This window comes from Natrinema caseinilyticum (genome assembly GCF_024227435.1).
In the GTDB taxonomy this organism is placed as follows: domain Archaea; phylum Halobacteriota; class Halobacteria; order Halobacteriales; family Natrialbaceae; genus Natrinema; species Natrinema caseinilyticum.
Genome location: NZ_CP100445.1, coordinates 3,613,907 through 3,638,444, shown reverse-complemented (window position 1 = coordinate 3,638,444; position 24,538 = coordinate 3,613,907). Strand labels below are relative to the sequence as shown.

Below are 24,538 nucleotides of genomic sequence, written 5' to 3'. Positions count from 1 at the left end.
AGCGACGATGACAACAGCCGATTCTCTTCACGTTCTTATAATACAGAAAATACTTATTGCTCTTTCAAGATAGTGTAGTATGTCGGATTCAGTGTTGTCTCGCTCGTCAGTTGCCGACCTGGACAGGCGAACGTTTGCTGGCTTGCTGAGCGGCATCATCGTGCTCGGGCTGGCGTTGCAGGTGTTCTTATCGACACAACCGACGACCTTGTCGATCGAACTGGGACGAATCGTCACTTTGGCGCCCATCGTAGTCGCAACCCTCGCGTACGTCCGCACCCGTCCAACAGCGGCGGCCTGGGAAATCGGCGCCGTCGCAGTATGGGGGTTCCTTGCCCAGCGGATTGTGGATATCGCCTGGTTCATCGCTGGGCCCGCATTAGCGGGAGCGGTCGGGGTCTCGGCCATCCTGTTGTCAGGTGGCGCTGAACTCCGTCTAGCGGAGTTGTTACGGTATCTCGGAACGGTCGCCGTCTTTGCCGGGTTCTACACTGCAGCGGCGTCTCGACGTGATCGACCGATCGTGAGCGCAATCACGTTGATGGCCGTCCCGGTCGTGTTGGTCGTCATTTATGCGGCCATATAGCATCGTGATATCTTGGCAGCCCTCACTACAGGGAAGATCGATTGTACGACTACTGTGAGTACCTCCATGCTGTAAGAAACGGGAACCTGTTCGAACTACCGAGTTTTTGCCAAGATCTGCGTGCTGCATACAGAGGGTGGTCAGCAGGAATGCACTCAGTTCACCCCCGCATAGTCTTATCTCCCGAGCGGAAGTACGTTTGCTCGTCAATGAGTGATTCTACCCCTACTGGAACTCCGCCACGACCCGTGGATTCGGAAGTGACGATCGCAGGATTCAGCATGGTGTTGTCCGGATTCGTTGCCTTCATGGGGATCATCACGGCAGAAGTCCTCTATCCGAATTATTCGACGCGACAGGACATCAGTGACCTCGGATCGACGCGGCCACCAGATCCGATTATTCACGAGCCCTCCGCAACGATCTTTAATAGTACGATGCTGGTAACGGGGGCACTCGTGCTGGTTGCCGCCTATTTCGTCTCTCGCGCTATGGATCGCCGTGACTTCCCGATTGGACTCGTTATTTTTGGAGTCAGCATATTCGGCGTCGGCGTGTTTCCAGGCAACGTGACTCCGTGGCACGGGTTGTTCGCGCTTCTGACTTTCTTTAGTGGCGGTATCACAGTCGTTCTCTCGTCACGGGTCGTCTCCGGACCGTTCTCCGTTCTTTGTGGCCTCTTCGGTGGCATCTCCCTTCTCGTCCTCGTGAGCGTCTTCGTCTATGGACTCGTTATCGGTGGCCCGCACCCGCTGGCGTTTCTTGGGAGCGGGGGAATCGAGCGCTGGGTCGTCTATCCACTCGTTCTTTGGATTCTCGCCTTTGGAGGCTACCTGTTGGGAATCGCTGATACCAACTCTGCGTCGTTCTGACCAGTGACGATACGCGCTGTGTATTCAACACGACCTCTGAGAATTGTCGTCGATTGAAGATTCCAACACGACCGACGAAATCGATATCGGTCTTCCGATCGGCCACCACTCCCGAGACGTTACACCGGCGTGACTATCTTCGATCCTCGATTGCGTTCCGACAGTCGTCCTCGAGAGCCAGTGACACCTGATGTCCTCGGGGAACACGCCAACCCCGTCTCGAGTTCGGGCCGACGTCGACCGATCGAACGAGAGACTAACACGTAACGAGACCACACGTACAACCTCGATCGCAGTGTATCACTCGTCCCGGAAACCTGAACGAGCCCGGTTGTGTGGTGGCCGATCCCTGTGGTCAGTCCTATCCGTGGACGTCAGCCGTCTCCGGTGAGTCAGCCGATTCAGCAGTTTCCCCAGGGATCGACACACCCGCCTTCAGCAGCACTCGACGCTCCGTGTACGGCAGGCCGTTCTTTCGTTCGGTCCGCTTGCGAATCGCCAGCCGATTCTTCGATAACTCGAGCAGGGCATCGATCGTCCTCGAGACGAGCTTCTTCGCGTAGGCGTCGTTGACGCCGCTCTCCTCGCGGCGAATCCAGTGTTTCATCTCGCTGGCTTTGACGTATTCACGGACATCCTTGCACCCCTTCTGCCACGGGTTGTCGCCTACGCTGGGATCACTCCGCGCACGCCAGAGTTTCGCGGCCAATCGTGACGGCAAGGAGTTCGTCGACGACCGGAGCATGTCGTCGTCCATCTGTGCGAGTTGCTGGATCGGCAGGAGATCGCCGTAGGATAGCGTGACCGATCCACTGCGGTCGAGTGGGTCATCGGAGTCGGGGATCCGCATGTAGGTGTCGTCCTCTTTGGTGAATCGCTCGAGACGATCGACTCCGTCTGTAAGCGAGTCGGGGTCGACGTGATCGGCGAGGAAATGGGCACCTTTCTCGAGTTCTCTGGTCTGGAGTTCGGCGATACGCGCTTTGTTCGCACCTCCTTTCTTCAGGGCGGCCTGCGCGACTGCTTCGAGGCGTGTGTTCTCCGTCTCGAGGGTCTCGATCTGTTCCTGCTGGGCTTCGATCTGATCGCTCTGCTCGGTGACGGTCTCTCGAAGGGCGTCGTTCTCGCTCTCGAGATCGTCGATACGTGCCTCGAGCTGCTCGAGTCGGTCGTGAATCGATGCGTCGCTGTCGGGTGTGTTAGGTGTCATCGGGAAAGTGGATGAAGTCGAAAATCGTGCGCCAGAACGGAGTTCGGAGGTCGACCAGAAGTCACGGAGCGGCCGCTATCGCGACGGGAACTGTGCCCGTCTCGAGGGCGAGGCGACTGCTGGCGACGTGGCCACTGGTGACTGGCCGTTCGTGAGGGAAGCACCGTTCAGGGAGGCTATGCGAGGGAGTGGTGCTCAGGCAGTGGCCACGACTGTCGGATCGACGAGGATCGTCCAGTGCGTCTGACCCGCCATCGCAAGCCCGAGATCGGCCTCGAGGAGGACGTCCTCCCGTCCGTGCGCGGTCTCCGTCAGCTCCGTCGGAGCGCAGCCGGCACAGTAGACAGCCGCGATCGTGTAGGCTGGCTCGTCGGAGTGCCGGCAGGCTCGAACGCTTACTGGACGTCCTTCGTAGAGGTGGTCCCCGCAGTCGTAGCAGGGGACGGTCTCTCCTCCCGCAATGCGTGCGCCCTCGAACTGCTGCTTGAGGAAATACTGATGGAGGGTCTCGGTAGGCTTCGGTTGTGGCTGGTCGTCGAGTGACTCGAGAGCGTCGTCACAGACTGACGCCAGCCAAAGGGAGGAGTCCGTCATTGGTCGTCCTCCGTGGAGTAAGAGTCGTCTGCCTCGATGCGCTTGTACACCTCGATGGTCTCCTCGATATTTCGGATTGCAGGCTCGAGCGACAGCGGCTCGATTATCTCACCGTCGAGAACCCACACGTCTGCGAGGACCTCCTCGAGACGGACGCGAATCGGATGGTCGGGTCCGGAGGTCATGCTTCGACCTCCGGGCTCTCGTTAATCGTTGGGTTGTCGGTCGTCGTGGGGGTGGAGCCGTCGGGCTCTGGGCCGGCGACCGCCTTCGCTTCTGCGAGGAGTCGGATTTGGCGTGTGGCTTCGCGCTCGAGTTGCTCACTGCGGAGGCTCTGGTGTCGGTCTCTGGCGGCCATCGTTAGAGGGCCTCCTCGAGGATGTCCTGTGCCTGGTCGGCTGCCGAGACGGGTCGGTCGGCCCAGCCGCCACACTCCTGGTTGATGAACTGGATCCAGCGCTGAAGGTCCTCACAACCTTCGCCCATCGGTCCGAGTTCGATGGCTTCTGTGTGCATGATCGGGTCCTCGAGTGAGAATACCGGAACGGCGCCGGAGTCGTCGCGGTTGGCTCGGGATTCCGTGACGACGATGCGGTCGAGCTTTCGGTCGACGTGGTGGTGTCGGCCTTCGGTGTCTTCGCTGACGTAGCCGTAGTTCCACGAACGCCGCTCGAGGGGTGGGTTGTCGGTCTGTGCGTCTCTATCCGAAACTTCTTCCGTTGATGGGGTTGTAGTCGACATTGTCCTTCTCTGAGGACACAGGTCGGGTGTACCAGCACCCGGCCGAGAATCGGTTTTCCCGGCCACCCTGTGTCTCTACTTCATAGTCTATTCGCCAGTAACATAATATTTGTGCATTATGCCCACCTATACAACCAATCTATTCCAAAACGGTTTAGTGCGCACAAATGGGACTTATGCCTATGGCGACTGCACTGTCACCCGAAGAAATGGATGCGGATGACCTGACACGGACGGATCGTGCCATCCTTGATGTACTTAAGGAGGGGCACGGAGGCGATGAACCGTGGGGAATCGCTACGAAGGGCCGTCTCGTCGACGAGACTGATTTCTCGAGAAACAGCGTTTACAACCGTCTCGAGGTACTCGAAGCTGCAGGCTTCGTTGAACTCATCCACGAACCAACTCGAGAGTTCAGGTTCGTTGAGGATCCACGCGAGGGAATAGATGATAAGTAGCCAGCTGTCTGTCGGCATCAACCTCCGCCTCGAGCGTTAAGTTTTTGCGCTAAAGAACGCGGCGAGCAACCTGAGCGAACGTGGAACTCTGTCGAAAGTACTCATGATTGCTTTCGTGTTGTTACAGTTGCAGAAGTCGACTACTCGATTGATTGCGTCCAATCGGCATCGTTGCTGTCGACCCTGATCTACATACTCGCACATACGACACTCGAAATCTTCGTTTTTCGACTTACAAAACAGGTCATTTCTGTCCAGAAGGGACGGAGAGCGTGGTCAATCGAATATGTAAAAAAGGTTCAAGTGGTAAATCGGATCAAGAAATGCACACGACGAGCCACGGCTTGTGTGCATTCGAGGAAGGGGTTTCTATCGCCATCCAAGCCCAGGGGGTGAAGAAGGACTTCTACTCTACGACGCTACACGTCCGGCCCGATCCATTTACCCTTTTCAAATTGAGGGGTGCCTTCACTCCTACCTGCTTCACGCCAAAGTTCGTTGATAGGAGTTGATAACTTATCCGGTATATCTGCCATATCCTCGATTGTTATGGGTGACGTTGTATATTCACTCGTTGTGAAACCACGAAAGCCCCGCCGTGGAGCATCGATATGATGGAAAATTGCGTTCAGAGTTTGCAACTCCTCTCGAGAAAAAGTTCGCATAACTCTTGTTTCATGTGCATCAACTGGAGATCTGTGTGCAGCGATAGGGGGTAGGTGCTGTAATTTTTTAGCGTTGTCGCCTTGGCGACACCGTAGCGGTGATCAACACTAGGTTGAACGAACACTGATTTGCCGCGCCACCTAATGTACCCAATTTCACCCACTTTGGCCATCCTCGAGGCGCGTTTCAAGTTCCCTAATCCGACGCTCTTGAGCGAGACACACGCTCAGTAAGAACGGCTCCATCACCGCCATCTCATTTTGAATCCCCCGCTGCATCCGCGAACTGTCGCGCCTCGTCAAATAACTGGTCGAATTCCTCCTGGTACTGCACACGAAGTGCCCGCCGGAATGGCTGCCAGTCCTCCTCGAGTCGACGCAACTGGTCGCGATAGGTGGGGTTCGTCTTCCCCATCTATGCCACCTCCTGGATCGATTCCGCTGTGATCGGCGTCGGATACGCCGGCTCACGGGTCTCGAGTATCTGCTTCCAGAACGCGAGCGTCATCTGCACCATTCCGTTGCCGACTGGGTAGATCAGCGATTCGAACTTCCCACCAATGAATCGAGCCCCCTCGTCGGTCTCGAGACACTGGATCCGCTCGTCGACGGGGGTGTCGATCGGCGCCGCGAACTCGTCGTCTCGAGCCTTCGAGATCAGCACCGGACACTCGTATCGTCGAGTCGCAACTGCCAATCGAGCCAGCGCCGACACGACCATCCTCTGTGACTCACTCTCGTCGAGATCGTCGTCGCGATAGAGGACATCCACCGCCGGTGCCACGATCAGGCCGACGTCGTCCTGATCGACGCTCGCAAGAGCACCGTAGTCGGGATCTTTCAGAAGCCTCGAGCACAACGTGTAGTGCTGGTACGCGGTGAATGCACGAGCGATCTGGATCTTCTTCAGAACGCGCCGACTCGGTGCAACGTCTGCAAGCGGCGCGGTCTGTGCATGGCCATGCGTGTGATCCACCACGCCGTTCCCGGTCGCTCGAGGCGAACCAAACGTCTAGCATTCACGGAGCGCTGCCAGCAGACGACACGTTTATTAAAACGCTAGACGTACGTTTACGTGTGCACGTATGGCTACCAAGACCCTGACCATTACGGAAGAAGCGTACGAGCGACTGAAATCACATAAACGAAAGGGCGAGAGTTTCACAGATACCGTGCTCCGACTAACGGAGGGCAACCAGGACGTCATGCGGGGATTCGGGATGGTAGCCGACGACGAGGGCTTCGCCGAGGCCGCAGGCCGTACACGAGACGAACTCGAGGACGCGTTCGACGAGCGGCGTAAGCGGCGTGAGCAGACCCAGTCATGATCGCACTGGATTCGTCGTTTCTTATCGACTATCTTCGCGGAGACGACGACACCCGGTCGTTCTTGGAGAGAGAAACGGAACCGGTATACTACACACCGACCATCGTTCTTTTCGAGCTATATCGGGACGCCGCGTGGTCCGACACTGGTTCAGTTGGGGCTGTTGTAGACGGTCTCGGTTGGACCGAGCCATTGCCGTTCGATGCTGGTGCAACTCGAGAAGCAGCGGAGATTCACGCTGAACTATTGACGGACGGAAATCCGATTAATGTGGCGGACGTGATGATCGCTGGCGTCTGTCGGCATCACGGCGCATCTCTGGTCACTCGCGACAGCGATTTCGAGGTCGTCGACGAACTCGAGACAATTTCTTACTAACGTCGGTGCTCCTCGAGACCCGGACTCGAGTCCACCGCCAAATACGCCACATTATCCTCCCCACGATCACCAGTCCACGCCCCCCTACCTGACGGGCATCGCAGTGAGCTAACTGAAGTACCCTCCACCGACTCGCCCTCTCCAAGATCGATACCGCCGTTGATCTCGCAGTGATCGAGTACAATCCGATCCGGACTCTCCTGGAGCAGACCCACCGAGTCACACCCGGATTCGATGTAGCTATCGCGAACCGTCACCGAACACCCATCGGCAGCCTCGAGGAACGCACGCGCCAACGACCGATCGTGTCGCGACACCTCCTGTGGGTGACGCGATTCCGACAGCTGGCTGATGGGTGTCACTACGAGTGCTGTCGGAAAACCCAACCGTGGCCGCGCCTGCTGGCCTTTTTGAGACGACTGTTCAAAACTCCGATAGAGACAGGAGTGGCGTTTACGATTTGTTCGCGCCACCAAGCCAGGGGTGGGATTCGAACCCACGAAGTCTCGATTACAAGTCGAGTGCATGAACCGCCCATGCTCCCCTGGCGCAGGCCGAGATTAGCCGTCCTCCTTTGAGTGTGTATCGTTTTCGTCCCGATCCTCGAGCGACCGGCGCATCGTCACGCGGAACTCGTCGTACCCGCGCCGACGATAGAACCGGTGGGCGTCGACGTTGCCGGCCATCACCTCGAGTAGCACGACGTCGGCGCCCTGTTCGGCGAGCGTGTCCTCGGCGGCCTCGAGCAGCGCGGTTCCGATCCCCTGGTCCCGGACGGCCGGCTCGACGTAGATGTTCGTGAGCAACCCGCGGGTGGCGTCGAGTTCGAGGGAGCCGCGTTCGACGGACACGGAGACGAAGCCGACGATCTCGCGGCGCAGCCGTGCGACGAGCAATTCGCCGGTTACCCGGTAGGCTGCGAGCGTGTCGCGCATCGTGTCCCGGTTCGCGTCGGGGAGAACGGCTGAATCGTACGCGCGCTGGTCACGAGCCAACCGGACCCACAGCTCCGCGATAGTCTCGAGGTCGTCCTGCGAGGCGGGTTCAATCGTCGGCTGCGGGTTGTTCCGGGGCATTCTGGAGCGCCGTTACGGCGGGCAACGGTTCGGCGGTGAGCATTCGCAGCGCGGCTCCGCCACCGGTACTGACGTGCGAGAAGCCCTCGACGCCGAGTTTGCGCAGCGCGGAGGCGGTATCGCCGCCGCCAACGATGCTCGTGGAGATATCCGTCGCGGCGTCGTAGAGCTGTCGGGTGCCCGTCTGGAAGCGATCGTCTTCGAAGACGCCGGCGGGGCCGTTGAGGATGACCGTCTCCGCGTCGTCGAGGATGCGCCGGTAGTACTCCAGCGTCGATCCGCCGATATCCATCGCGGACTCGCCGTCACCGGGTGGGAGTGCGTTGATGCCGAGTTCGTAGCGCTCGCCGTTGCGACCGACGGCGACGTCTCGCGGGAGCGCGATCCGGTCGCCGTAGGCGTCGAGCAGGTCGGCAGCGCGATCGATTTCGTCCCAGTATCCTTGATCGTAAATGAAATCGGAACTGGCGTCGCCCAGGTCCACGCCGTCGGCGATGAGAAAGACGTTACCGACGACGCCCGCGGTGAGGACGTGGTCCGCCAGCCCCTTCTCGAGGACGCTCCAGGCGACGTCGATCGAGTCGGACACTTTCGCGCCGCCGATGACGTAGACGCGCGGTTCGGGAGTCTCTTCGATCGATCCCAGGACGTCCAGTTCTGCTTCCATAACCCGACCGGCGTAGCCGGGAAGGACCGTGGGGAGACCGACGAGCGACGGTTGCGAGCGGTGGGACGCGGCGAATGCATCGTTGACGTAGGCGTCGAGAACGGACTCGAGTCCGGCGACGAGGTGGGTCTGAGCGGCCCGCTCGGGGTCGAATTCCATGTACTCCTCGCTGTAGAAGCGCGTATTCTCGAGGACGACGCAATCGCCGTTCGAGAGGTCCCTGACTGCCTCGCGGGCGGCGGTGCTGAACGTCGAATCGACGTATTCGACGGGCTGTCCGAGCAGGTCCGAGAGTCGGTCGGCGTGGGATTCGAGGGAGACGAAGTCGTCGCCGCCGGGGCGACCCTGATGGGCGAGAACGGCGACTCGGCCGTTGCGGTCGAGCAGTTCCGAGAGTGTATCGACGTGGGCGCGCAGTCGGGCGTCGTCTGCGAGCCTGCCATCGTCGTCGATCGGACTATTGACGTCGACGCGTACACCGACGGTAGTCCCTTCGACGTCCAGGTCGTCGAGGGTCTCGATCATTGTCGATTTCTCCACCGCGACACCCGAAAGGTCTTTCTATCGGAGAAATAGGCCACGGTGGCTGGTGGCACAACGCACGCCGTCGGCGGGGCGAGCGACCGATCACACCGCACGGCAGTCCGCACAGACCAGTTGGCCGTTGGCGTCCCACAGCGAATCCGCGAGCGAGCCGCACGCTTCACAGACGCCCTGTGTCGTGTACTCGTCGCCGCCGTTCGGCACGAGCCGGCCTTCGGCCTCCGGAGTCACGCGGGCGGACGCGGGTTCGGCGAGTTCGCGTTCCCTGTCGATCGGCGGCTCGCTCGAGCGAGCGGCGGCCACCGTCGACTGGAACGAGCCCGCGGCGGCGATGACGTCCCGCTGAGTGACGACACCCGCGATCCCGTCTTCGGTTTCGACGACGACGTTGCGAATGTTCTCGCGGGCCATCGTCGTGGCGACGTCGGTGAGCGATCGGTCGGGATTGACCGTAATCACCGGTGTCGTCATCACCGCCCCGACGGTCGTTTCGGCGGGATCGGACTCGTCCGCGACGAGGCCGAGGACGTCCCACTCGGTCACGATGCCGACCGGTTCCGTGCCGCGGACGACCAGTGTGCAACTCGCTCGCTCCGCGCGCATGAGTCGAACGACGCCGAGAACGGTGTCCGACTCGCTGACGCCGATGTAATCGGTCGTCAAGACATCTCCGACGGACAGTTCCGATTCCATGTGTGAACGATTCGCACGGACGGGCTAAAAGCTACCCCCGCTACACTTAAGAAAAACGGCGGTGAAGTTCACCGTCGCCGGGAATCAGGCCGTTTCCCACTCGAGTTCGACCCGGGTCCCGTCGGATCGGCAGGTCTCGAGGGCGTGTTTCGCAGCGTAACCGGCCTCGTGGGCGCTCGTTCCGCGACCGACGCCGACTTGCATTTCGACGTCGACCGCATCTTCGACGTGGGAGAGGGCTTCCTCGTACTCGTCGCTCCCGAGGTCGGGACAGACGACGATGACGTTGTCGCCGCCGACGAAAAACGAGAGACTGTCGTGGGCGTAGCGCATGTGTCGCATGAGTTCCGCGTAGCCCTGCTCGATCTCGATGAACGTATCGAAGGCGTTGAGTTCGTCCGTGTAGTTGCCGGTCGCGTTGATCACGTCGAAGTGTGCGATCTGAACGTCTCCGTCGGCCCGATGGGGCGGTTCGATGACCCGGCCCTCGAGGCACTCGCGTCGGTTCTTGTCCTGTGCGCTGCCGGCGTCCTGGATGAGTTCCGTCGCGTCTGACAGCGCCTGGACCGGGTTCGTTCCGGTCGCGACGCCGAGACTCAAGGTCACCGGGTACCGGTTGCCGACCGACTCCTGGAGAAGCGCGTGATCCTCGAACGAACAGCCGTTCGTAACGGCGATCATATTGTCGAACCGGGTGAAGAACGTGTAGCCGCCGCGATTGCCGACGAACTGAGAGATGTCCGCGTACAGCCGCGATTGCATCGTCTGGAGGTCGGCCTCCCGTCGTGGTTCGGGCGTCACCGTCCACGGACCGTAGTTATCGATCTGAACGAGCGTTACCTGCGTGTTGGTCACTGTGCTCGATTCTTTCGAACGGCGTCGTATAAGTGATACGTAATCCAGATTCGTGATACGGGTCGAGAACGCGCCCGTTTAGGCGTGTTTCTTCTCCGGGTCCGCACCCTTCGGGTGGTAGTCCCAGAAATCGCCGGCGCGCATCGCCGCGCCGACGGCCTTGTGCATGTCGACCATCGTCTCGAACTCCTCGGGTTCGACGTACTCGAAGATTTCGCGCATGGGGACGACTTCCTTGTAGTTGATCCGGATCGGATAGTCGCCGTATTCGTCGACGAACTCGTCGCGGTTCATCGGGAAGTCCTCCTCCTCGTCGACTTTGTCCGCGATGATCCGCATATCGAACTTACGCATCCCCTCGCTGCCCTCTTCACCGTCGGGATCGACCGGCCAATCGTTGCTCATACCCGGACGTGTGCAGGGGTCCCGCAAAAGGATTACTCTCCGTCGCCGTCGGTGACGGTTACGATCCAGTTGCGTCCCGCCGCGACCTCCTCTTCGATCGACAGCCCGAAACCGGTCTCGTCGCTGGTGCTCGAGTAGTCGCTCTCGAACACGCGATCCCGTTCGCGGAATATCCCGGCCGTCGTCGGCCACGTAAAACCCGGGTTCCGATCGCCGGTGAGGTCACCGACCGTGATCGTGACGTTCGAGGAGCAGTTCGAGTCGGGATCGCTCGGCTCGAACGACAGCGTCCGTCTCGATGCGACGCGCCGCATCGGCCGTCGCTCCGTGCCCCAACGATCCTCAGCGACCGTCGCGAGGTCGATCGGTTCGGGGCCGGGGTCCGGTCTCGTTCGAACGGATGCGTGACGCCGTCGAATCACCGTTCGACTGGACACTCACTCCGTTGGCTCGCCGTCGCCCGCCGACCGAACGTCACGCGACTCGTCTCGCTCGGACAGCGAAGCGGACCGAAGACCGAACTCCTGGGCCCGCTGGCGCCAGAACTCGTCGTACTCCTCTTCGGTTTCGTCGACCGTACTCCGCCCCTGGTCGACCTGGGACAGTTTGAGATTGACCTCCTCGAGCAACGGCCGGCCCACCTCGTCGCCGATGACGCCCGTTCGCATCGCGTCCATGATCGCGCTCTTTTCCCGTTTGAGAACCTGGCGCTCCCCGATGAGCAGTTCCTCTCGACGGATTTCGGGATGTTCGGACAACAGCTCGGAGATCGCCTCCTGCAGCGCTTCCTTTTCCCGACCGTACTCGGCGCGAAAGTCGTCGTAGACGTCGCCCGGGAGCCGGTTGTTGTCGTGCAGTTCGTCGGCGGCCTCGAGCGCGCTATCGACCATCCGGGCGCGACCGACGAGCGTCTCGTACAGTTCCTCGGCCTCCGACCGGCGGATCACGTCGAGGCGATCCAGGAGCCGCCCCATCGTCAACCCCTGAACGACGAGGCTGAACGCCGCCACCCCGAAGACCATCGCCCGGAGTTCCTCCCGGAACGGGAACGGAGCGCCGGATGCGGTCGTCGCCGGTAACCCGAGAACGAGCGCGATCGGGATCGAAGCGTGCAGGCCGCCCCACACGAGGACGTGCTGGTCCCGCAGGGAGACGTCCACGTCGACGAGCCGATTGGCGACGCCCACGACGGGGTAAACCACCAGCGCACGCGCGAGCAGGACCAGACCGATGGCCAGGGCGATGAGCTGGGCGTGCGTACGGAGCTGGCCGATCGGGGTTTTCGCACCGATGAGCAAGAAGATGAGCGTATTCACCAGAAACGCGGCCGTCTCCCAGGTGTTGAAGACGCCGATCTTCGTTTGCGGGCTCATCGCGTATTCCGCGCCGCGGTTGCCGATGAAGAGGCCGGCGACCACGGTCGCGATGACGCCGCTGAACTGAACGCCGGGCACCGCGTTGCTGAGGATGTGCTCGGCCAGCAGGAAGCTCCCGTACGCGAGGATGAGCGTCAGGACGATCTCGGTCGTGTACTCGTCCAGGTTGATCATCACCCGATACACCGCGTACCCGGCTGCGAGGCCGACGACCAGTCCACCGAGGATCGCGACGACGATATCCACCGTGAAATCGACGAGCCGTGATGGCTCTAACAGCGCCGCCGTATCGGGGCCGTATTCGACGATGATGGCCAGCAACGTCGAGAAGATGACGACGCCGACGCCGTCGTTGACGAGACTTTCGCCCTCCACGATAACGGTCAATCGGTCGGGCGCGCCGAGTTCCTCGAACAGCGCGAGTACCGACACGGGGTCGGTCGGCAGGATCATCGCAGCGAACAAAAGCGCCACGAGCAGCGGGATTCCGAAGACGAACTGTCCGAAGACGCCGAGGATGAGGACCGCCAGTATCAGTCCGGGGACCGCCAGTGCCAGGATCGGGCCCAGATATCGGCGGAAGTACTCGAGATCGGTCGTGGCAGCGCCCTCGAAGAGAAGCGGCGGTAACAACACGAGCAAGATGAGATCGTGGCTGAGCTCGATGTCGATTCCCAACTCGAGAATGGAAGCGGTCACCCCCGCGAGAAGCAAGGCGATGGTGTACGGGAACCGGCCGACCTTGGCGACGAAGATCCCCACCCCCGCGGCGATGATAAACACGGAGAGCAGATCGAGCAATTCTGCGGCTACTTCGACTGCCATGATGGGGATAGACGTACCGCACAGTAATACTCTGTGCCGGCAGCGAACGGACCGCAGGCGCTCTGTGACGGTTGTCGTCGTGAGCGGTCCGCGGGGCGGTGTTCAGCGAACGCGGACCGCGTCCAGCGAACACGAGCAGCGTCCAGCGAATGCGAACGCCGCCTCGAGACGGCGAGCGGGCACTGGTCGCCACCGCGCGTCGGACGGCAGTGTGGCGGCGGGCACACAGCGCCGTCGCCGACGTATTCTCGAGTTGACGCATCGTTCGGACGCCCCCGATCGAAAGAACGAGGCGTCACGAGTGCCGGACCTCTGCGGAATCGAGCGGGCAAGCGTCTCCGAGGCCGATGACCGAAGGAGAGATCTATAGTAAATCGTACATTATTTAACGATGGAATTGCGTATCATTGTGATAGATGACGGGATTAAGTAAGGGGAGCAAGAGACACCTCGAGAAGGCGTTACAGAACGACGATCCGGCGGAGAAGGATTTCCACATTCGCCAGGTGATACAGGCCTACGGCGTCGAGGACCTTCCGGACGATATCGACACGCTGTAGCTGCCGCTCCGGTTTCTGTACGGGAGATCCGACCGACCGTGTACCGATCGGTGTCGGTACACGTTCGAACGAGACGGGTGGTGTCGTTTCGATCCGGCGAGACCGTGTCGTTCCGGACGAAACGATTCGCAGATCGATCGCTCGGGTTCCGGCACCGCCCCCACGACGACTGTCCGTCCGCGGTCGAATTTCGGCGTGAGATGCCAGTACGGTCTCCTCGGGTTTCGGTGTTCCAGGTCGGCTGTTCGAATCACTCCTCGAAAAACGAGAACGAAAGGAAGCGAAAACGGGAGAGTTCGTCTCACGGAGCGGACTTCGGAGGATGCTCGCCGACAGCGAGCAACGTAAACGAGACGGTCGCTCCCTCACCGGGGGCCGTCTCCACCCAGATCTCGCCGCCGTGTCGCTCGACGATACGCTCACAGACGGCCAGTCCGATCCCGCTTCCCTCGTAGTCTTCTCGGCTATGAAGCCGCTGGAAGACGTCGAATACGCGATCCGCTTCGTCGGTATCCATCCCGATGCCTTCGTCCCGGACCGAAATCACCCGCTGTGAACCGGTTCGCTCGGCCGAGACGTGAATCGTCGGGGGGTCGTCACCGCTGTATCGAATCGCGTTGCTCAGCAGGTTCTGGAACACGTGCCGTAACTGGTCCGCGTCGCCGTCGACGGTCGGAAGCGACTCGCTCGAAATCTCTGCGTCGGATCGTGAAATCTCCAGTCGAAGATCGTCTCTCGCGTCTGCGAAAACCTCGTCGAGATCGACCGGTTCGAGCGGGTCGCCACGTGTCTCCACCCGAGAATATTCGAGCAAGCCGTCGACCATCCCCCGCATCCGGTCTGCCCCATCGATCGCAAACTCGAGAAATTCCAGTCCGTCCTCGTCGAACGCGTCACTGTATCGCCGTTCGATGAGTTGGAGGTAGCTCGAAATCATTCGAAGCGGTTCCTGGAGGTCGTGAGATGCCGCGTAGGCGAACTGTTCGAGGCGCTCGTTGGATTCTTTCAGGTCCGCAACCGATCGCTCGAGGTCGTGCTGGTACTGGTGGCGTTCGATCGTCTCCGCGAGGACGTTCGCGATGTTCTGGACGAAGGTAACGTCCTCCTCGCTGAAACGCTTGGGGTCGGTATCGTGGACGCCCAGGATCCCCCACGGATCGTCGAACGGGCCGATGACGGTGCTGACTCCGCTCCGGACGCCGTGGGAGGACAGCAGTTCAGGGCCGCTAAATCGCGATTCGGTCTCGAGGTCCTCGACGACGACGGGGCGATCGTGTGCCAGGGTGTACGCAGCCTGTGAATCGGATTCGACGGCGGAGACCGTCTCCGCCCCAACGAGGCCGTTTTTCCACCCGACACCCTGACGCAGGAGGAGTTCGTTCGTCTCCTCGTCGAGGTCGAGCACTTTGCAGTACTCGGTATCGAGAACCGCTGCCACCCGCGTCGCTGCTTCGTGCATGAGTTCGTCGAGGTCGTCGGTCTCGAGGGCGTACTGTCCGAGGTCGGCCACGACCCGTTGTTGGCGGATCCGTTTCGTGAGTTCCCGTTCGCGGTTCTTCCGTCTAGTGATATCCTGACACATCACCAATACGGCGCACACCTCTCCATTTTCGGTGGACAACGGGTGTGTATGGAACTCGAACGTTCGCTCGCCGATCTCGAGTTCGAAACCGGTCGGTTCGCCGTCGAGCGCCGCGCGATACTGTGGTTCGAGGCGATCGACGATGTCGGCAGCGTAGACGTCTCGGAGTCGGGCGCCTTCGAGGTCTTCGGGACTGGAGCCGACCAGTTCGAAGCCCTGTCCGGCGACGAGGACGTGGCGCAACTCGTCGTCGAGAAGCGCGACTCCCCCATTCGGGACGTTCTCGGCGAGGAGACGGTATCGCCGCTCGGATTCTTCGAGCCGATCGACCGATTCCTCGAGTTCCGCGTTCGTCCGTCGAAGGTCCTCGTTGCGCCGTTCGAGAACGGACGCTCGCGACTTGGCTCTCGCATCGCGTCTCCCCGCCCCGAAGCCGGTGACGGCAGCGAGCGCCGAAAAGATGAAGAATTTGCTCGCCGGGTCGGATACGTGTCCGGCGAGGGCGACGAAGCCGAGGGTCGTCCCCATCGCACCGACGGCCAGGAGACACCAGGTGGCGATAGGCGGAACGAACTCGGAATCGATATCGGCGTCGGGGAGGCGATACCCACCCAGGAGGAGGACGATGCCGGAGCCGGCGACGAGGAAGAAAACGACGAGGGATTCCGCTATCGACCTCGCACCGCCGATCGGTGTGAGCGGCCAGATCACGCCGATCGCGGAGTACAACGCGCCGAGAGAGAGGATCGACCGTCGTCCGCCGACGTCCGAAACGACCCCGGTCCCAGGCGCCATAGGTTCTCGAAAGCGCCGCCAGATAGTTATCGGTTCTGGATTTTCGCCGAGACGACTGCCTTTCGGCCTCCGTCTGCCGACTCTGACCGCACGGGGGCACTTCGTTCGGTCGCCGAGTCGACGAGAATCGGAGGATCCGACGAAGTCGTCGGTACCGAGAGACGACTCGGCGGTGATTCGAATCGCTGGCGACTGCTCACGAGGTGGCCGTCTTATCGTGACGTGGTCAGGACGGCGAGTACGAACAGCGAGGCGACGAACGACAGGCCGCCGAGAAACGACCACCCCGCCGTATAGCTGACGGCATCGATCAGGTACCCGAAAAGCGGCGGCGCGAGGAGTCCGCCGATCGTGACCGTGAACTGACCGACGGCGGAGGCGGCTCCGATCTCTGTGTCGGGAACGACCGTCGAGATGCACGAATAATACAGCCCCGTCGAACCGAGCGCGAAGACGCCGAGTGCCGAAAAGACGATGCTCGCCGCGTGTGCCGTCTCGACGGCGGTGAGGACGAAAAAGAGAACGCCGCCGGCGACGGTCTGAACGAGTAGAATCGAGTGCGTCGTCACCCGTCGGTCCCGCGGGACGGTATCCGCAACCCACCCCGCTGCAATTTTGCCGACGCTGCTACACACTTGCAATATCGCGAGGATGATCCCGCCGGTGGCGACCGCCGCACCGACCGACTCCTCGAGGTAGAGAATCGTGTATCCGGTCGTCGTGTAAAATCCGGCTCCGATACAGATCCCCGCGGTCACGAGCAGAAGGTAGGACCGATTCCCCACCAGTCCCCCGAAGTCCGGATACGTCGCTTCGCGTGTCGCGGTCCCCGAATACGTGACGTAGAATACCGCGGCTACGGCGAGGCCACCGACCGCGGCGACGAGAAAACCCAGTTGCCAGAAGAAGAAGCCGACCAGACCGGTCACGAGGAGCGTACTGATCGCGCTTCCCATCGTGGGACCGATCTGCTTGATGCCGATGGCGCGGTGGTGCAGTGAGGGTTTGACGCCGTCGAAAATCGCTTTGTTGGTGCCCGGCGTCGCGGTGCCGTACGTCGATCCGAGGAGGAAGACTGCGACGAGTAACAGTCCGTACGTCGGCGCGACCGCGACGAGGATCGAACCGATCCCGAGTCCGGCTAACCCGACCGACAGCGTTCGACGTTCGCCGAATCGATCGGTCGCGACGCCGATCGGGAGGAGAAACGTCGCGTATCCGAGCGTCAACGACGTGATGACGAGGCCGACGGCAACGCCGCTGAGTGAGAATTCGTCCCGGAAGAACGGCGTTCCAGCGTAGACCGCATAGTAGCAAATGCTCGCTGCGATGTGCCAGCCAGTGACCTGAAAAACGAGCTTCCAGTAGCCGGGTATCACAATTCTGCTGTCGCCAGTGGGATATTAGAGGTTGTGATCGGCGTCCTCGAGACTGATCGGCGGAGACGACGCGCAACCGCGACTCACGCTTCGGCGGGGACTGCGCTACCGTTCGATGGGACGACGGGTTCTCTCGCTCGTGGAATCTAAGAACCCGAAGAACCGTTTCAGGCTGCCCGCTCGAAATCGAGCGCGGTGATCGGTCACCTCAACCGTCCTCGCTCGTGGCTCGAGCACGCGGTGAACGACCGATTGAACGGATCGATCCCGCGGCTCGCGGTCAGTCGTCGGCCGTCTCGGCGTCGGCGTGTTCTCCCAGTACTTCCTCGCGGTGTTCGTCGAGCAGCGGCGCGCGATCGCGAGGTTCGGGATTCGTTTCGCTCATCTTGATCGGGTTCCCCGCGATTTCGACGTCCGTGTCGGCACCGGGCTGTTCGACGGGAACGAGCATGTCTCGAGCGTGGACGTGCGGGTCCTCGAAGATTTCCTGGGTCGTCTGGACGGGGGCGGCGGGGACGCGTCCCTCGAGCGTACCGACGAGTTCGTCGTTGGTCAGGGTGGCGGCCCAGTCTGCGAGTTCTTCGCGGAGGATCTCACGGTTTCGCAGTCGTTCCGGGGTGGTGGGGTAGTCCTCGGCGAGGTCCTCGCGGTCCATGGCATCGCAGAGTTCCGCCCAGTGGTTGTCGTTGAAGGCGGCGATGACGGCGTAGCCGTCGTCGGTTTCGAAGGCGTTGTACGGGAACAGCGTCGGGTGGGAGTTGCCCTGTCGGGTCGGTGCCTCGCCGGTGTACGACTGCTGGTAGATGGCCCGTTCGGTGAAACTGATCATCGAGTCGTACATCCCGGTGTCGACGTACTGGCCCTCGCCGGTCTGCTCGCGGTGGTTGACCGCGGCCAGTATTCCGATGCAGTTCAGCGTCGCGGTAAAGAGGTCCCCGATGCCGGGCCCGACCTTCGTCGGCGGCCCGTCTTCCTGACCGGTAATTTCCATCACGCCGCCGAGCGCCTGCGCGATGAGGTCGAACGAGGGTTGGCCCTGGCGGTCCGTTTCGCCCGTTCGCGGGTCGCCGAAGCCGCGGATCGACGAGTAGATGATGTCGGGGTTGTACTCGGTGAGCGTCTCGTAGCCCAGGCCGTACTTCTCCATCGTGCCCGAGCGGTAATTCTCGACGACGACGTCGGCCTCCTCGACGAGCGAGAGAAAGTCCTCGCGGTCGGCTTCCTCGCCGAAGTTCAGTTCGATGCTCTTCTTACCGCGGTTGACGCTCTGGAAGTAGCCGCCGTAGGCTTCCGCCTCGGGGTCGTCGACGAACGGCGGGTTCGACCGAATCATGTCGCCACCCGGCCGCTCGATTTTGACGACGTCCGCACCCAGGTCTGCGAGCAACATCGTACAGTACGGCCCGGCGAGCACCTGCGTCAGATCAAGCACGCGTAAATTCGAAAGGGCTCCCATTGTCTGTACACCCTCCTTCCGAAACCACAGCCAAAACCCTTACCATCGATCATGTAGTTTGGGCCCGGATACCATATCTCGTGTGAACAACCACCATAGAGACGCTGCTAGGATGTTTAAGGGGTATTATCATTGAAGATCATTAGGTTTATACGGGAGTTCCTCATGGTTCTGCATACGATGTCCCAAACGGTCGTCCTCGGCGTGATCGGCTCCGATGCCCACGTCGTTGGCATCACAATACTCGAGCAAGCCCTCAGTGCAGCCGGCTTCGAAGTCGTGAACCTCGGCGTCCAGACCTCCCAGGAGGAGTTCGCCGAGGCCGCGGTAGCCCACGACGCCGAGGCTGTACTGGTTTCTTCGCTCTACGGCCACGCCGAACAGGACTGCCAGGGATTCCACAGCGTCCTCGAGGACGCGGGCGTCGACGCGGTCAGTTACATCGGCGGCAACCTCGCCGTCGGTCAGGACGACTTCGAGCAGACCCGGCGGACGTTCCGTGAGCTCGGATTCGACCGCGTCTTCGACTCTGAAACGGATCCAGAGGAGGCGATCGCCGCACTTCGCGAAGACCTCCAGATCAAACCGACGGAGTCGGAACGGGCAACTATCAGTTCGTAGATGACTAGATGATACGAGACGAACGCATACCATCCGATGAGCTACGGCGTATCGACGAGGAAATTCGGTCGGACTGGCCGACGGGAGCAGACGTCGACTTCGAGGACGCGATCGAGTACCACGAATCGCTTCCGGAGCACAAACGGTTCGCCGACGTTCTCGAGTCGGCCGACAAACCGCTCCTCCAGCCTCGGGCCGGGGTTCCGCGGCTCGACGACCAGATCGAACTCTTACAGTACCTTCACCGAGAAGGCCAGGCGGATCTACTGCCGACGACCATCGACTCGTACACGCGCGATAACGAGTACGAAAAGGCCCAGCAAGGACTGGAGAAGGCCCGAGAGACGGGCGACGATACGCTCAACGGCTTCCCGGCGGTCAATCACGGCGTCGACGGCTGCCGTCAGCTGATCGACGCGGTCGACGCGCCGATCGAGGTCCGCCACGGCACGCCGGACGCCCGACTGCTCGCGGCGATCACCTTCGCCGGCGGTTTCCAGAGCTTCGAGGGCGGTCCGATCTCGTACAACATCCCCTACACGAAACGCCACGGGCTCGAAGAGACCATCGAGAAGTGGCAGTTCGTCGACCGGCTGGCGGGGGCGTACACCGAACGCGGCGTGCGGATCAACCGCGAGCCGTTCGGGCCCCTCACGGGGACGCTGGTCCCACCATCGATCGCGATCGCGATCATGCTGGTCGAAGGCAAGCTGGCCGCGACACAGGGCGTGCGCTCGATCACGCTCGGCTACGGACAGGTCGGGAACGTCGTGCAGGACGTGGCCGCCCTGAACGCGCTGAAGAAGCTCGGCAACGAGTACCTGCCCGACGAGGTCGTCGTTACGACGGTCTTCCACGAGTGGATGGGCGGGTTCCCGCCGGACGAAGCGCGTGCCAACGGCGTCATCAGCCTCGGCGGGATGACCGCCGCCATCGCGAAGCCCGACAAGGTAATTACCAAGTCGCCCCAGGAGTTCCAGGGGGTCCCGACCAAGGAGGCAAACGCGTCCGGACTGCGCACCACGCGGCAGGTCATCGACATGGCGATCGAGCAGAAGATCGACATCGATGGTATCGAGGAGGAACAGGACCTGATCGAGCGCGAAACGCGCTGTCTGATGGATACGATCTTCGAACACGGCGACGGCGACGTCGTCCAGGGGACGCTCAATGCGTTCGACACCGGTGCGCTCGACGTCCCGTTCGCACCCAGCGACAGCGCACGGGGAGCCATCCTCCCGGCGCGGGACGACGACGGTCGGGTCCGCATCTTCGAGTGGGCCGACCTCGAGATGGACGACGACATCAAGGAGATTCACAAGGCTCGACTCTCGCGACGCGCCGACACCGAAGGCCGCGACCAGTCGTTCCGGATGGTTGCAGACGACGTCGACGCGATCAGCGACGGAAAGCTCATCGGCCGACCACAGGGTGACGTCTAACATGGAAATCACAGGAGTGTACGCCACGCCCGGCTACTCCGGGTTCTTTTTCGACGACCAGCGCGCGATCAAGCAGGGAGCAACGCAAGACGGCTTCACCTACGAAGGTGAACCCGTCACCGAGGGGTTCGACGAGATTCGACAGGCCGGCGAGTCGATCATCGTCGACATCGAACTCGCGGACGGCTCCGTCGTTCGGGGCGACTGCGCCGCGGTTCAGTACTCCGGCGCCGGCGGGCGCGACCCGCTTTTCAAAGCCGACGAATACGCCCCCGTCATCGAGGGCCCCGTCGCCGACGAACTCGAGGGCCGCGATGCGACCGACTTCCTGTCGAACGCCGAGTTACTCGAGGAGATGCGAGTCGAGGGCGATCGGCTCCACACCGCGATCCGCTACGGCGTCTCGCAGGCGCTGCTCGCGGCCGCCGGGTCGGCCACGGGGGCCACGCGGACGGACGTCGTGGCTGACGCACTCGGCACCGAGCCCGCGACGGAGCCGGTTCCCGTTTTCGGACAGTCCGGGGACGATCGCTACACCAACACGGAGAAGATGTTCGTCAAGGGCGTTCCCGTCTTGCCCCACGCGCTCATCAACAGCGTCGAGAAGATCGGCGAAGACGGCGAGACGCTGCTCGAGTACGTCGAGTGGCTCACCCGCCGTTCCCAAGAGCTCGGCCCCGAGGGGTACGAACCGCGTTTCCACATCGACGTCTACGGGATGATCGGCGAGATTTTCGACGCACCGTACGACCGCGACGAGGTGGTCGAGTACTTCGCCGCGCTCGAGGAGGCCGCCGCGCCGTATCCGATCCAGATCGAGGGGCCGATGGACGTCGGGAATCGCGAGGACCAGATCGCGGCGATGGTCGAGCTTCGTCAGGGGCTGGCCGAGGCCAACGTCGGCGTCGACATCGTCGCCGACGAGTGGTGTAACACGTTCGAGGACGTGCAGGCGTTCGTCGACGCCGAAGCCGCCGACGTCGTACAGGTCAAAACGCCCGATCTCGGCGGCATCCACCGCAGCGGACAGGCGGTTCGCTACTGCGAGGGGACCGACACGCGGGCGTACCTCGGTGGTACCTGCAACGAGACGGAGACGTCCGCACGCGCCTGCGCCCACGTCGCACTCGCGACGAACGCCGCGCAGGTGCTCGCAAAGCCCGGCATGGGATTCGACGAGGGGTACATGATCGTCGAAAACGAGATGCGCCGGACGATCGCCCGACGGAAACGGGAACAGTTAACGGCGGACACTGACGAGGTGACAGCAGATGACTGAGTGGACCGATCCCGAGACGTTCGCACAGGCGCTCGAACAGGTCGAAACCAGGGAGAAGGGGAACTGCTTCGAGGACTTCGAGGAAGGGGACGTCATCGAACACGCACCCGGGCTCACCCTCACCCAGTTCGGCAACGAGTCCTGGATGGGCCAGACGCTCAACCACGATCCCGCCTACTGGCGGACCGACGCCGCCGAAGAGCGCGGCTTCGACGAACCGCCGGTCCATCCCGACTACCTGACCGCCGCGACGCTCGGCATCACCGTCGAGGACCTCAGTGAGAAAGGCGGCTACTTCCTCGGTCGGACCGACGTGCGGTTCCCCACCGCGCCGGTCTACACCGGCACCGAACTCCACGTCGAGAGCGAAGTCGTCAACTGCGCCACCTCGAGTTCCCGCCCGGAATACGGCATCGTCTCCTGGCGCACCCGCGGCAAGGACGCCGAGACCGGCGACGTGCTGTGCTCCTACGAGCGGACGAACATGATTCCCCGCCGCGAACCCGTCGCGACGGACGGGAGCGGTGCCGCGGCCGCCGAAGACGACGGCGACGACGGTCCCGACCTCCCCGACGAGTTCGTCACCCCCGAGGGAGGGTACTTCGAGGATTTCGTCGACGCGCTCGCGGAAGCCGAAGACCGCGACGCCGCGGTCGCCTACCGCCACGAACGCGGCCGAACCCAGGACGACGTTACCGTCGCTTCGCTGCCGCTTTCGACGCTCAACACTGCCAAACAGCACCACAACGTCGACGTGATGTCTGACTCGCCCTCCGGCAACATCGTCACGTACGGCGACGTCACCCGCTCGACCGCGCTTGGCCACGCCCGCTCGGACGAGCAGACCTGGCGCGAAGTCGGCTTCGACGACGAGTCCTTCCACACCTTCGTTGCCGTCGGCGACACCGTCTACGCCTTTACGCGCGTCATCGAGGCCGAGAACGACGCCTCGAGCGACGAAGCCGGCACCGTCACCTTCGAACACATCGCGTTCAACCAGCACGACGAGCCCGTCTATTCCGGGACGCGAACCGCCGAGATTCGAAAGCGTTCTAACTAACACGAACGATAATCAGAAACGATCGCAGACGATTACGAATTCAGACACATGACCGACGATATCCGACTCTGCCGCACGTTCCAGACCGCACCGGCCGCCGTCCCCAAAGAGGACTCGGCGAAGTATCTCGTCTCCGCCCTCGAGGCCGAGGGCTTTCAGGCTCCCGACTGGCTCGTCCCCGACATGGAAGACGGGACCGCCCCGGACATGAAAGCCGAGGGACTCGAGAACACCATCGAGAAGGTCCCGCAGTACGACTTCCCGGGCGAAATCTGGCCTCGCGTCGAGTGGAGCTACGAGGACGAGGAGTACTGCGAGAAGGGACGCAACCAGATCGACCGACTCGTCGCCGAGATCGGCGACGAGATCGAAGGTGTCGTGGTTCCCAAGGTCGGTCGCCTCGAGGACGTCGAGCGCGCCGCCGAGGTCGTCGCCGAAGCCGAGGCCGAACACGGCTACGAGGACGGCTCGATCGGCCTCTCGATCATCATCGAAACCGGCCGCGCCCGCTCCGACCTGCGCGAAATTTCCAAGTTCGGTGAGGACTCCCGTCTCACCGCACTCGTCTTCGGTCCCGTCGACTACGCCGCCGAACTCGGCGGCCGCGACCTCGGCGACGGCATGCCCCGCTGGGACGGCCTGCTCGAGGCTCTCTCGAACGAGTCCAGCGCCGCTGGCCTGCTCTCGATCGGCGGCCCCTTCGACGACCTGTTCAAGGAACGCGCCGGCCTGACGTACTACAACGCCGACGACTACGCCGATCAGGTCGAACACGAAGCGATGCTCGGCCTCGACGGCTCCTGGTCGCTGTACCCCAAACAGACCATCCAGGCCAACACGGTCCACATGCCCACCCCCGACGAACTCGAGCGCGACGTCCACAAGATCGAGCGCTTCAACGAGGCCAAACGCGAGGGCACCGGCGCGGTCACCATCGACGGCCAGATGGTCGACGAAGCGACGTTCAAGAACTTCCGCAACACGGTTCGACAGGTCCGCGCGATCGACGACATCCGACCGTCCCAGACCGAGGAGTACTACGACGCGGATCTGCTCTCTCGAGCGCGCGACCTCGAACTCTCCTACCGGTGAA

The 24,538-nt window shown here is 62.0% G+C and carries 29 protein-coding genes and 1 tRNA gene; 11 read left to right on the top strand and 19 right to left on the bottom strand.

Going from position 1 to position 24,538, the window contains the following annotated elements:
• Positions 1 to 79 precede the first annotated feature (79 nt).
• Both NJT13_RS17955 and NJT13_RS17950 read left to right on the top strand, forming a co-directional pair.
• Positions 80 to 586, top strand: a complete 507-nt coding sequence (locus NJT13_RS17955; RefSeq protein ID WP_254523173.1) for a hypothetical protein — start codon at positions 80 to 82, stop codon at positions 584 to 586.
• A gap of 209 nt (positions 587 to 795) precedes the next feature.
• The gene (locus tag NJT13_RS17950) at positions 796 to 1,458 is read left to right on the top strand and encodes a DUF998 domain-containing protein (RefSeq protein WP_254523172.1); all 663 of its coding nucleotides are present in this window, start codon (positions 796 to 798) and stop codon (positions 1,456 to 1,458) included.
• Between the two features lie 361 nt (positions 1,459 to 1,819).
• Here the strand turns inward: NJT13_RS17950 and NJT13_RS17945 are convergent, their stop codons facing one another.
• The 5 genes from NJT13_RS17945 to NJT13_RS17925 all read right to left on the bottom strand — a co-directional run bounded on the left by NJT13_RS17945 (position 1,820) and on the right by NJT13_RS17925 (position 4,003).
• Positions 1,820 to 2,668, bottom strand: coding sequence for a DUF8008 family protein (locus tag NJT13_RS17945; protein ID WP_254523171.1), 849 nt, complete (start codon positions 2,666 to 2,668; stop codon positions 1,820 to 1,822).
• 195 nt (positions 2,669 to 2,863) lie between these two features.
• Positions 2,864 to 3,262, bottom strand: coding sequence for a DUF8112 family protein (locus NJT13_RS17940; RefSeq protein ID WP_254523170.1), 399 nt, complete (start codon positions 3,260 to 3,262; stop codon positions 2,864 to 2,866).
• Positions 3,259 to 3,447 (bottom strand): hypothetical protein, encoded by a 189-nt coding sequence (locus NJT13_RS17935; RefSeq protein ID WP_254523169.1) that lies wholly within the window; start codon positions 3,445 to 3,447, stop codon positions 3,259 to 3,261. The genes NJT13_RS17940 and NJT13_RS17935 overlap by 4 nt, the downstream gene beginning before the upstream one ends.
• On the bottom strand, positions 3,444 to 3,620 hold the full coding sequence (locus NJT13_RS17930) for a hypothetical protein (protein WP_254523168.1): 177 nt from the start codon (positions 3,618 to 3,620) through the stop codon (positions 3,444 to 3,446). The genes NJT13_RS17935 and NJT13_RS17930 overlap by 4 nt, the downstream gene beginning before the upstream one ends.
• Positions 3,621 to 3,622: 2 nt before the next feature.
• Positions 3,623 to 4,003, bottom strand: a complete 381-nt coding sequence (locus tag NJT13_RS17925) for a hypothetical protein (RefSeq protein ID WP_254523167.1) — start codon at positions 4,001 to 4,003, stop codon at positions 3,623 to 3,625.
• Between the two features lie 182 nt (positions 4,004 to 4,185).
• Here NJT13_RS17925 and NJT13_RS17920 point away from each other — a divergent pair, with 182 nt between their 5' ends.
• The gene (locus tag NJT13_RS17920) at positions 4,186 to 4,461 is read left to right on the top strand and encodes a helix-turn-helix transcriptional regulator (protein WP_254523166.1); all 276 of its coding nucleotides are present in this window, start codon (positions 4,186 to 4,188) and stop codon (positions 4,459 to 4,461) included.
• A 36-nt stretch (positions 4,462 to 4,497) separates the two neighbouring features.
• On the opposite strand, the gene NJT13_RS23550 is transcribed toward NJT13_RS17920, so the two are convergent.
• From NJT13_RS23550 to NJT13_RS17910, 3 genes are all read right to left on the bottom strand, one after another.
• Positions 4,498 to 4,665 carry a DUF7692 domain-containing protein gene (locus NJT13_RS23550; RefSeq protein ID WP_425499767.1) on the bottom strand — a complete coding sequence of 56 codons (168 nt, stop codon included), beginning with the start codon at positions 4,663 to 4,665 and terminating at the stop codon, positions 4,498 to 4,500.
• A gap of 717 nt (positions 4,666 to 5,382) precedes the next feature.
• Positions 5,383 to 5,541 carry a DUF8156 family protein gene (locus NJT13_RS17915; protein ID WP_254523165.1) on the bottom strand — a complete coding sequence of 53 codons (159 nt, stop codon included), beginning with the start codon at positions 5,539 to 5,541 and terminating at the stop codon, positions 5,383 to 5,385.
• Positions 5,542 to 6,102 carry a P-loop NTPase family protein gene (locus NJT13_RS17910; RefSeq protein WP_254523163.1) on the bottom strand — a complete coding sequence of 187 codons (561 nt, stop codon included), beginning with the start codon at positions 6,100 to 6,102 and terminating at the stop codon, positions 5,542 to 5,544.
• A gap of 109 nt (positions 6,103 to 6,211) precedes the next feature.
• Here NJT13_RS17910 and NJT13_RS17905 point away from each other — a divergent pair, with 109 nt between their 5' ends.
• Together NJT13_RS17905 and NJT13_RS17900 are read left to right on the top strand one after the other, a co-directional pair.
• On the top strand, positions 6,212 to 6,454 hold the full coding sequence (locus NJT13_RS17905) for an antitoxin VapB family protein (RefSeq protein WP_254523162.1): 243 nt from the start codon (positions 6,212 to 6,214) through the stop codon (positions 6,452 to 6,454).
• Positions 6,451 to 6,831 (top strand): type II toxin-antitoxin system VapC family toxin, encoded by a 381-nt coding sequence (locus NJT13_RS17900; protein ID WP_254523160.1) that lies wholly within the window; start codon positions 6,451 to 6,453, stop codon positions 6,829 to 6,831. Before NJT13_RS17905 ends, NJT13_RS17900 begins: the two co-directional genes overlap by 4 nt.
• Positions 6,832 to 7,306: 475 nt before the next feature.
• Here NJT13_RS17900 and NJT13_RS17895 read toward each other — a convergent pair.
• From NJT13_RS17895 to NJT13_RS17860, 8 genes are all read right to left on the bottom strand, one after another.
• A tRNA-Thr gene (locus NJT13_RS17895) sits at positions 7,307 to 7,380 on the bottom strand.
• 11 nt (positions 7,381 to 7,391) lie between these two features.
• Positions 7,392 to 7,907: a GNAT family N-acetyltransferase gene (locus NJT13_RS17890; protein ID WP_254523159.1), complete on the bottom strand. Its 516-nt coding sequence runs from the start codon at positions 7,905 to 7,907 to the stop codon at positions 7,392 to 7,394.
• Positions 7,876 to 9,099, bottom strand: a complete 1,224-nt coding sequence (locus tag NJT13_RS17885) for a phosphoglycerate kinase (protein ID WP_254523157.1) — start codon at positions 9,097 to 9,099, stop codon at positions 7,876 to 7,878. The genes NJT13_RS17890 and NJT13_RS17885 overlap by 32 nt, the downstream gene beginning before the upstream one ends.
• Positions 9,100 to 9,201: 102 nt before the next feature.
• Positions 9,202 to 9,810: a CBS domain-containing protein gene (locus NJT13_RS17880; RefSeq protein ID WP_254523155.1), complete on the bottom strand. Its 609-nt coding sequence runs from the start codon at positions 9,808 to 9,810 to the stop codon at positions 9,202 to 9,204.
• Between the two features lie 84 nt (positions 9,811 to 9,894).
• A complete protein-coding gene (locus NJT13_RS17875) occupies positions 9,895 to 10,665 on the bottom strand; it encodes a GTP cyclohydrolase III (protein WP_254523153.1) in 771 nt (256 codons plus the stop codon).
• A 78-nt stretch (positions 10,666 to 10,743) separates the two neighbouring features.
• The gene (locus tag NJT13_RS17870; protein WP_254523151.1) at positions 10,744 to 11,070 is read right to left on the bottom strand and encodes a DUF5785 family protein; all 327 of its coding nucleotides are present in this window, start codon (positions 11,068 to 11,070) and stop codon (positions 10,744 to 10,746) included.
• Positions 11,071 to 11,102: 32 nt separating this feature from the next.
• Positions 11,103 to 11,384: an ATP-binding protein gene (locus tag NJT13_RS17865; protein WP_254523149.1), complete on the bottom strand. Its 282-nt coding sequence runs from the start codon at positions 11,382 to 11,384 to the stop codon at positions 11,103 to 11,105.
• A gap of 123 nt (positions 11,385 to 11,507) precedes the next feature.
• Positions 11,508 to 13,274, bottom strand: coding sequence for a Na+/H+ antiporter (locus NJT13_RS17860; RefSeq protein ID WP_425499818.1), 1,767 nt, complete (start codon positions 13,272 to 13,274; stop codon positions 11,508 to 11,510).
• Positions 13,275 to 13,687: 413 nt separating this feature from the next.
• On the opposite strand from NJT13_RS17860, the gene NJT13_RS17855 reads away from it, so the two are divergent.
• Complete coding sequence (locus NJT13_RS17855; protein ID WP_254523144.1) at positions 13,688 to 13,831, top strand: hypothetical protein; 144 nt, start codon at positions 13,688 to 13,690, stop codon at positions 13,829 to 13,831.
• Positions 13,832 to 14,132: 301 nt separating this feature from the next.
• Here the strand turns inward: NJT13_RS17855 and NJT13_RS17850 are convergent, their stop codons facing one another.
• The 3 genes from NJT13_RS17850 to mct form a co-directional block, all read right to left on the bottom strand.
• Complete coding sequence (locus NJT13_RS17850; RefSeq protein ID WP_254523141.1) at positions 14,133 to 16,208, bottom strand: ATP-binding protein; 2,076 nt, start codon at positions 16,206 to 16,208, stop codon at positions 14,133 to 14,135.
• Positions 16,209 to 16,420: 212 nt separating this feature from the next.
• A complete protein-coding gene (locus NJT13_RS17845) occupies positions 16,421 to 17,587 on the bottom strand; it encodes an MFS transporter (protein WP_254523138.1) in 1,167 nt (388 codons plus the stop codon).
• A gap of 280 nt (positions 17,588 to 17,867) precedes the next feature.
• Positions 17,868 to 19,043 carry a succinyl-CoA:mesaconate CoA-transferase gene (mct, locus tag NJT13_RS17840; RefSeq protein ID WP_254523136.1) on the bottom strand — a complete coding sequence of 392 codons (1,176 nt, stop codon included), beginning with the start codon at positions 19,041 to 19,043 and terminating at the stop codon, positions 17,868 to 17,870.
• Positions 19,044 to 19,208: 165 nt separating this feature from the next.
• Here mct and glmS point away from each other — a divergent pair, with 165 nt between their 5' ends.
• The 5 genes from glmS to citE are packed head-to-tail and all read left to right on the top strand — an operon-like array spanning position 19,209 to position 24,537.
• Positions 19,209 to 19,664: a methylaspartate mutase subunit S gene (glmS, locus tag NJT13_RS17835; protein WP_254523134.1), complete on the top strand. Its 456-nt coding sequence runs from the start codon at positions 19,209 to 19,211 to the stop codon at positions 19,662 to 19,664.
• An 8-nt stretch (positions 19,665 to 19,672) separates the two neighbouring features.
• Positions 19,673 to 21,106 carry a methylaspartate mutase subunit E gene (locus NJT13_RS17830; protein ID WP_254523132.1) on the top strand — a complete coding sequence of 478 codons (1,434 nt, stop codon included), beginning with the start codon at positions 19,673 to 19,675 and terminating at the stop codon, positions 21,104 to 21,106.
• Position 21,107: 1 nt separating this feature from the next.
• Positions 21,108 to 22,385, top strand: a complete 1,278-nt coding sequence (locus NJT13_RS17825; protein ID WP_254523129.1) for a methylaspartate ammonia-lyase — start codon at positions 21,108 to 21,110, stop codon at positions 22,383 to 22,385.
• A complete protein-coding gene (gene mch, locus NJT13_RS17820) occupies positions 22,378 to 23,445 on the top strand; it encodes a 2-methylfumaryl-CoA hydratase (RefSeq protein ID WP_254523127.1) in 1,068 nt (355 codons plus the stop codon). Before NJT13_RS17825 ends, mch begins: the two co-directional genes overlap by 8 nt.
• Before the next feature lie 48 nt (positions 23,446 to 23,493).
• Complete coding sequence (citE, locus tag NJT13_RS17815) at positions 23,494 to 24,537, top strand: L-malyl-CoA/beta-methylmalyl-CoA lyase (RefSeq protein WP_254523125.1); 1,044 nt, start codon at positions 23,494 to 23,496, stop codon at positions 24,535 to 24,537.
• The last annotated feature ends 1 nt before the right edge of the window (position 24,538 follow it).

What these genes read in the sequence shown, in the direction of transcription:
- NJT13_RS17955 (WP_254523173.1), top strand. Translation starts at nt 80, where the DNA reads ATGTCGGATTCAGTGTTGTCTCGCTCGTCAGTTGCCGACCTGGACAGG.
- NJT13_RS17950 (WP_254523172.1), top strand. Translation starts at nt 796, where the DNA reads ATGAGTGATTCTACCCCTACTGGAACTCCGCCACGACCCGTGGATTCG.
- NJT13_RS17945 (WP_254523171.1), bottom strand. Translation starts at nt 2,668, where the DNA reads ATGACACCTAACACACCCGACAGCGACGCATCGATTCACGACCGACTC.
- NJT13_RS17940 (WP_254523170.1), bottom strand. Translation starts at nt 3,262, where the DNA reads ATGACGGACTCCTCCCTTTGGCTGGCGTCAGTCTGTGACGACGCTCTC.
- NJT13_RS17935 (WP_254523169.1), bottom strand. Translation starts at nt 3,447, where the DNA reads ATGACCTCCGGACCCGACCATCCGATTCGCGTCCGTCTCGAGGAGGTC.
- NJT13_RS17930 (WP_254523168.1), bottom strand. Translation starts at nt 3,620, where the DNA reads ATGGCCGCCAGAGACCGACACCAGAGCCTCCGCAGTGAGCAACTCGAG.
- NJT13_RS17925 (WP_254523167.1), bottom strand. Translation starts at nt 4,003, where the DNA reads ATGTCGACTACAACCCCATCAACGGAAGAAGTTTCGGATAGAGACGCA.
- NJT13_RS17920 (WP_254523166.1), top strand. Translation starts at nt 4,186, where the DNA reads ATGGCGACTGCACTGTCACCCGAAGAAATGGATGCGGATGACCTGACA.
- NJT13_RS23550 (WP_425499767.1), bottom strand. Translation starts at nt 4,665, where the DNA reads ATGTGCGAGTATGTAGATCAGGGTCGACAGCAACGATGCCGATTGGAC.
- NJT13_RS17915 (WP_254523165.1), bottom strand. Translation starts at nt 5,541, where the DNA reads ATGGGGAAGACGAACCCCACCTATCGCGACCAGTTGCGTCGACTCGAG.
- NJT13_RS17905 (WP_254523162.1), top strand. Translation starts at nt 6,212, where the DNA reads ATGGCTACCAAGACCCTGACCATTACGGAAGAAGCGTACGAGCGACTG.
- NJT13_RS17900 (WP_254523160.1), top strand. Translation starts at nt 6,451, where the DNA reads ATGATCGCACTGGATTCGTCGTTTCTTATCGACTATCTTCGCGGAGAC.
- NJT13_RS17890 (WP_254523159.1), bottom strand. Translation starts at nt 7,907, where the DNA reads ATGCCCCGGAACAACCCGCAGCCGACGATTGAACCCGCCTCGCAGGAC.
- NJT13_RS17885 (WP_254523157.1), bottom strand. Translation starts at nt 9,099, where the DNA reads ATGATCGAGACCCTCGACGACCTGGACGTCGAAGGGACTACCGTCGGT.
- NJT13_RS17880 (WP_254523155.1), bottom strand. Translation starts at nt 9,810, where the DNA reads ATGGAATCGGAACTGTCCGTCGGAGATGTCTTGACGACCGATTACATC.
- NJT13_RS17870 (WP_254523151.1), bottom strand. Translation starts at nt 11,070, where the DNA reads ATGAGCAACGATTGGCCGGTCGATCCCGACGGTGAAGAGGGCAGCGAG.
- NJT13_RS17865 (WP_254523149.1), bottom strand. Translation starts at nt 11,384, where the DNA reads ATGCGGCGCGTCGCATCGAGACGGACGCTGTCGTTCGAGCCGAGCGAT.
- NJT13_RS17855 (WP_254523144.1), top strand. Translation starts at nt 13,688, where the DNA reads ATGACGGGATTAAGTAAGGGGAGCAAGAGACACCTCGAGAAGGCGTTA.
- NJT13_RS17850 (WP_254523141.1), bottom strand. Translation starts at nt 16,208, where the DNA reads ATGGCGCCTGGGACCGGGGTCGTTTCGGACGTCGGCGGACGACGGTCG.
- mct (WP_254523136.1), bottom strand. Translation starts at nt 19,043, where the DNA reads ATGGGAGCCCTTTCGAATTTACGCGTGCTTGATCTGACGCAGGTGCTC.
- glmS (WP_254523134.1), top strand. Translation starts at nt 19,209, where the DNA reads ATGGTTCTGCATACGATGTCCCAAACGGTCGTCCTCGGCGTGATCGGC.
- NJT13_RS17830 (WP_254523132.1), top strand. Translation starts at nt 19,673, where the DNA reads ATGATACGAGACGAACGCATACCATCCGATGAGCTACGGCGTATCGAC.
- NJT13_RS17825 (WP_254523129.1), top strand. Translation starts at nt 21,108, where the DNA reads ATGGAAATCACAGGAGTGTACGCCACGCCCGGCTACTCCGGGTTCTTT.
- mch (WP_254523127.1), top strand. Translation starts at nt 22,378, where the DNA reads ATGACTGAGTGGACCGATCCCGAGACGTTCGCACAGGCGCTCGAACAG.
- citE (WP_254523125.1), top strand. Translation starts at nt 23,494, where the DNA reads ATGACCGACGATATCCGACTCTGCCGCACGTTCCAGACCGCACCGGCC.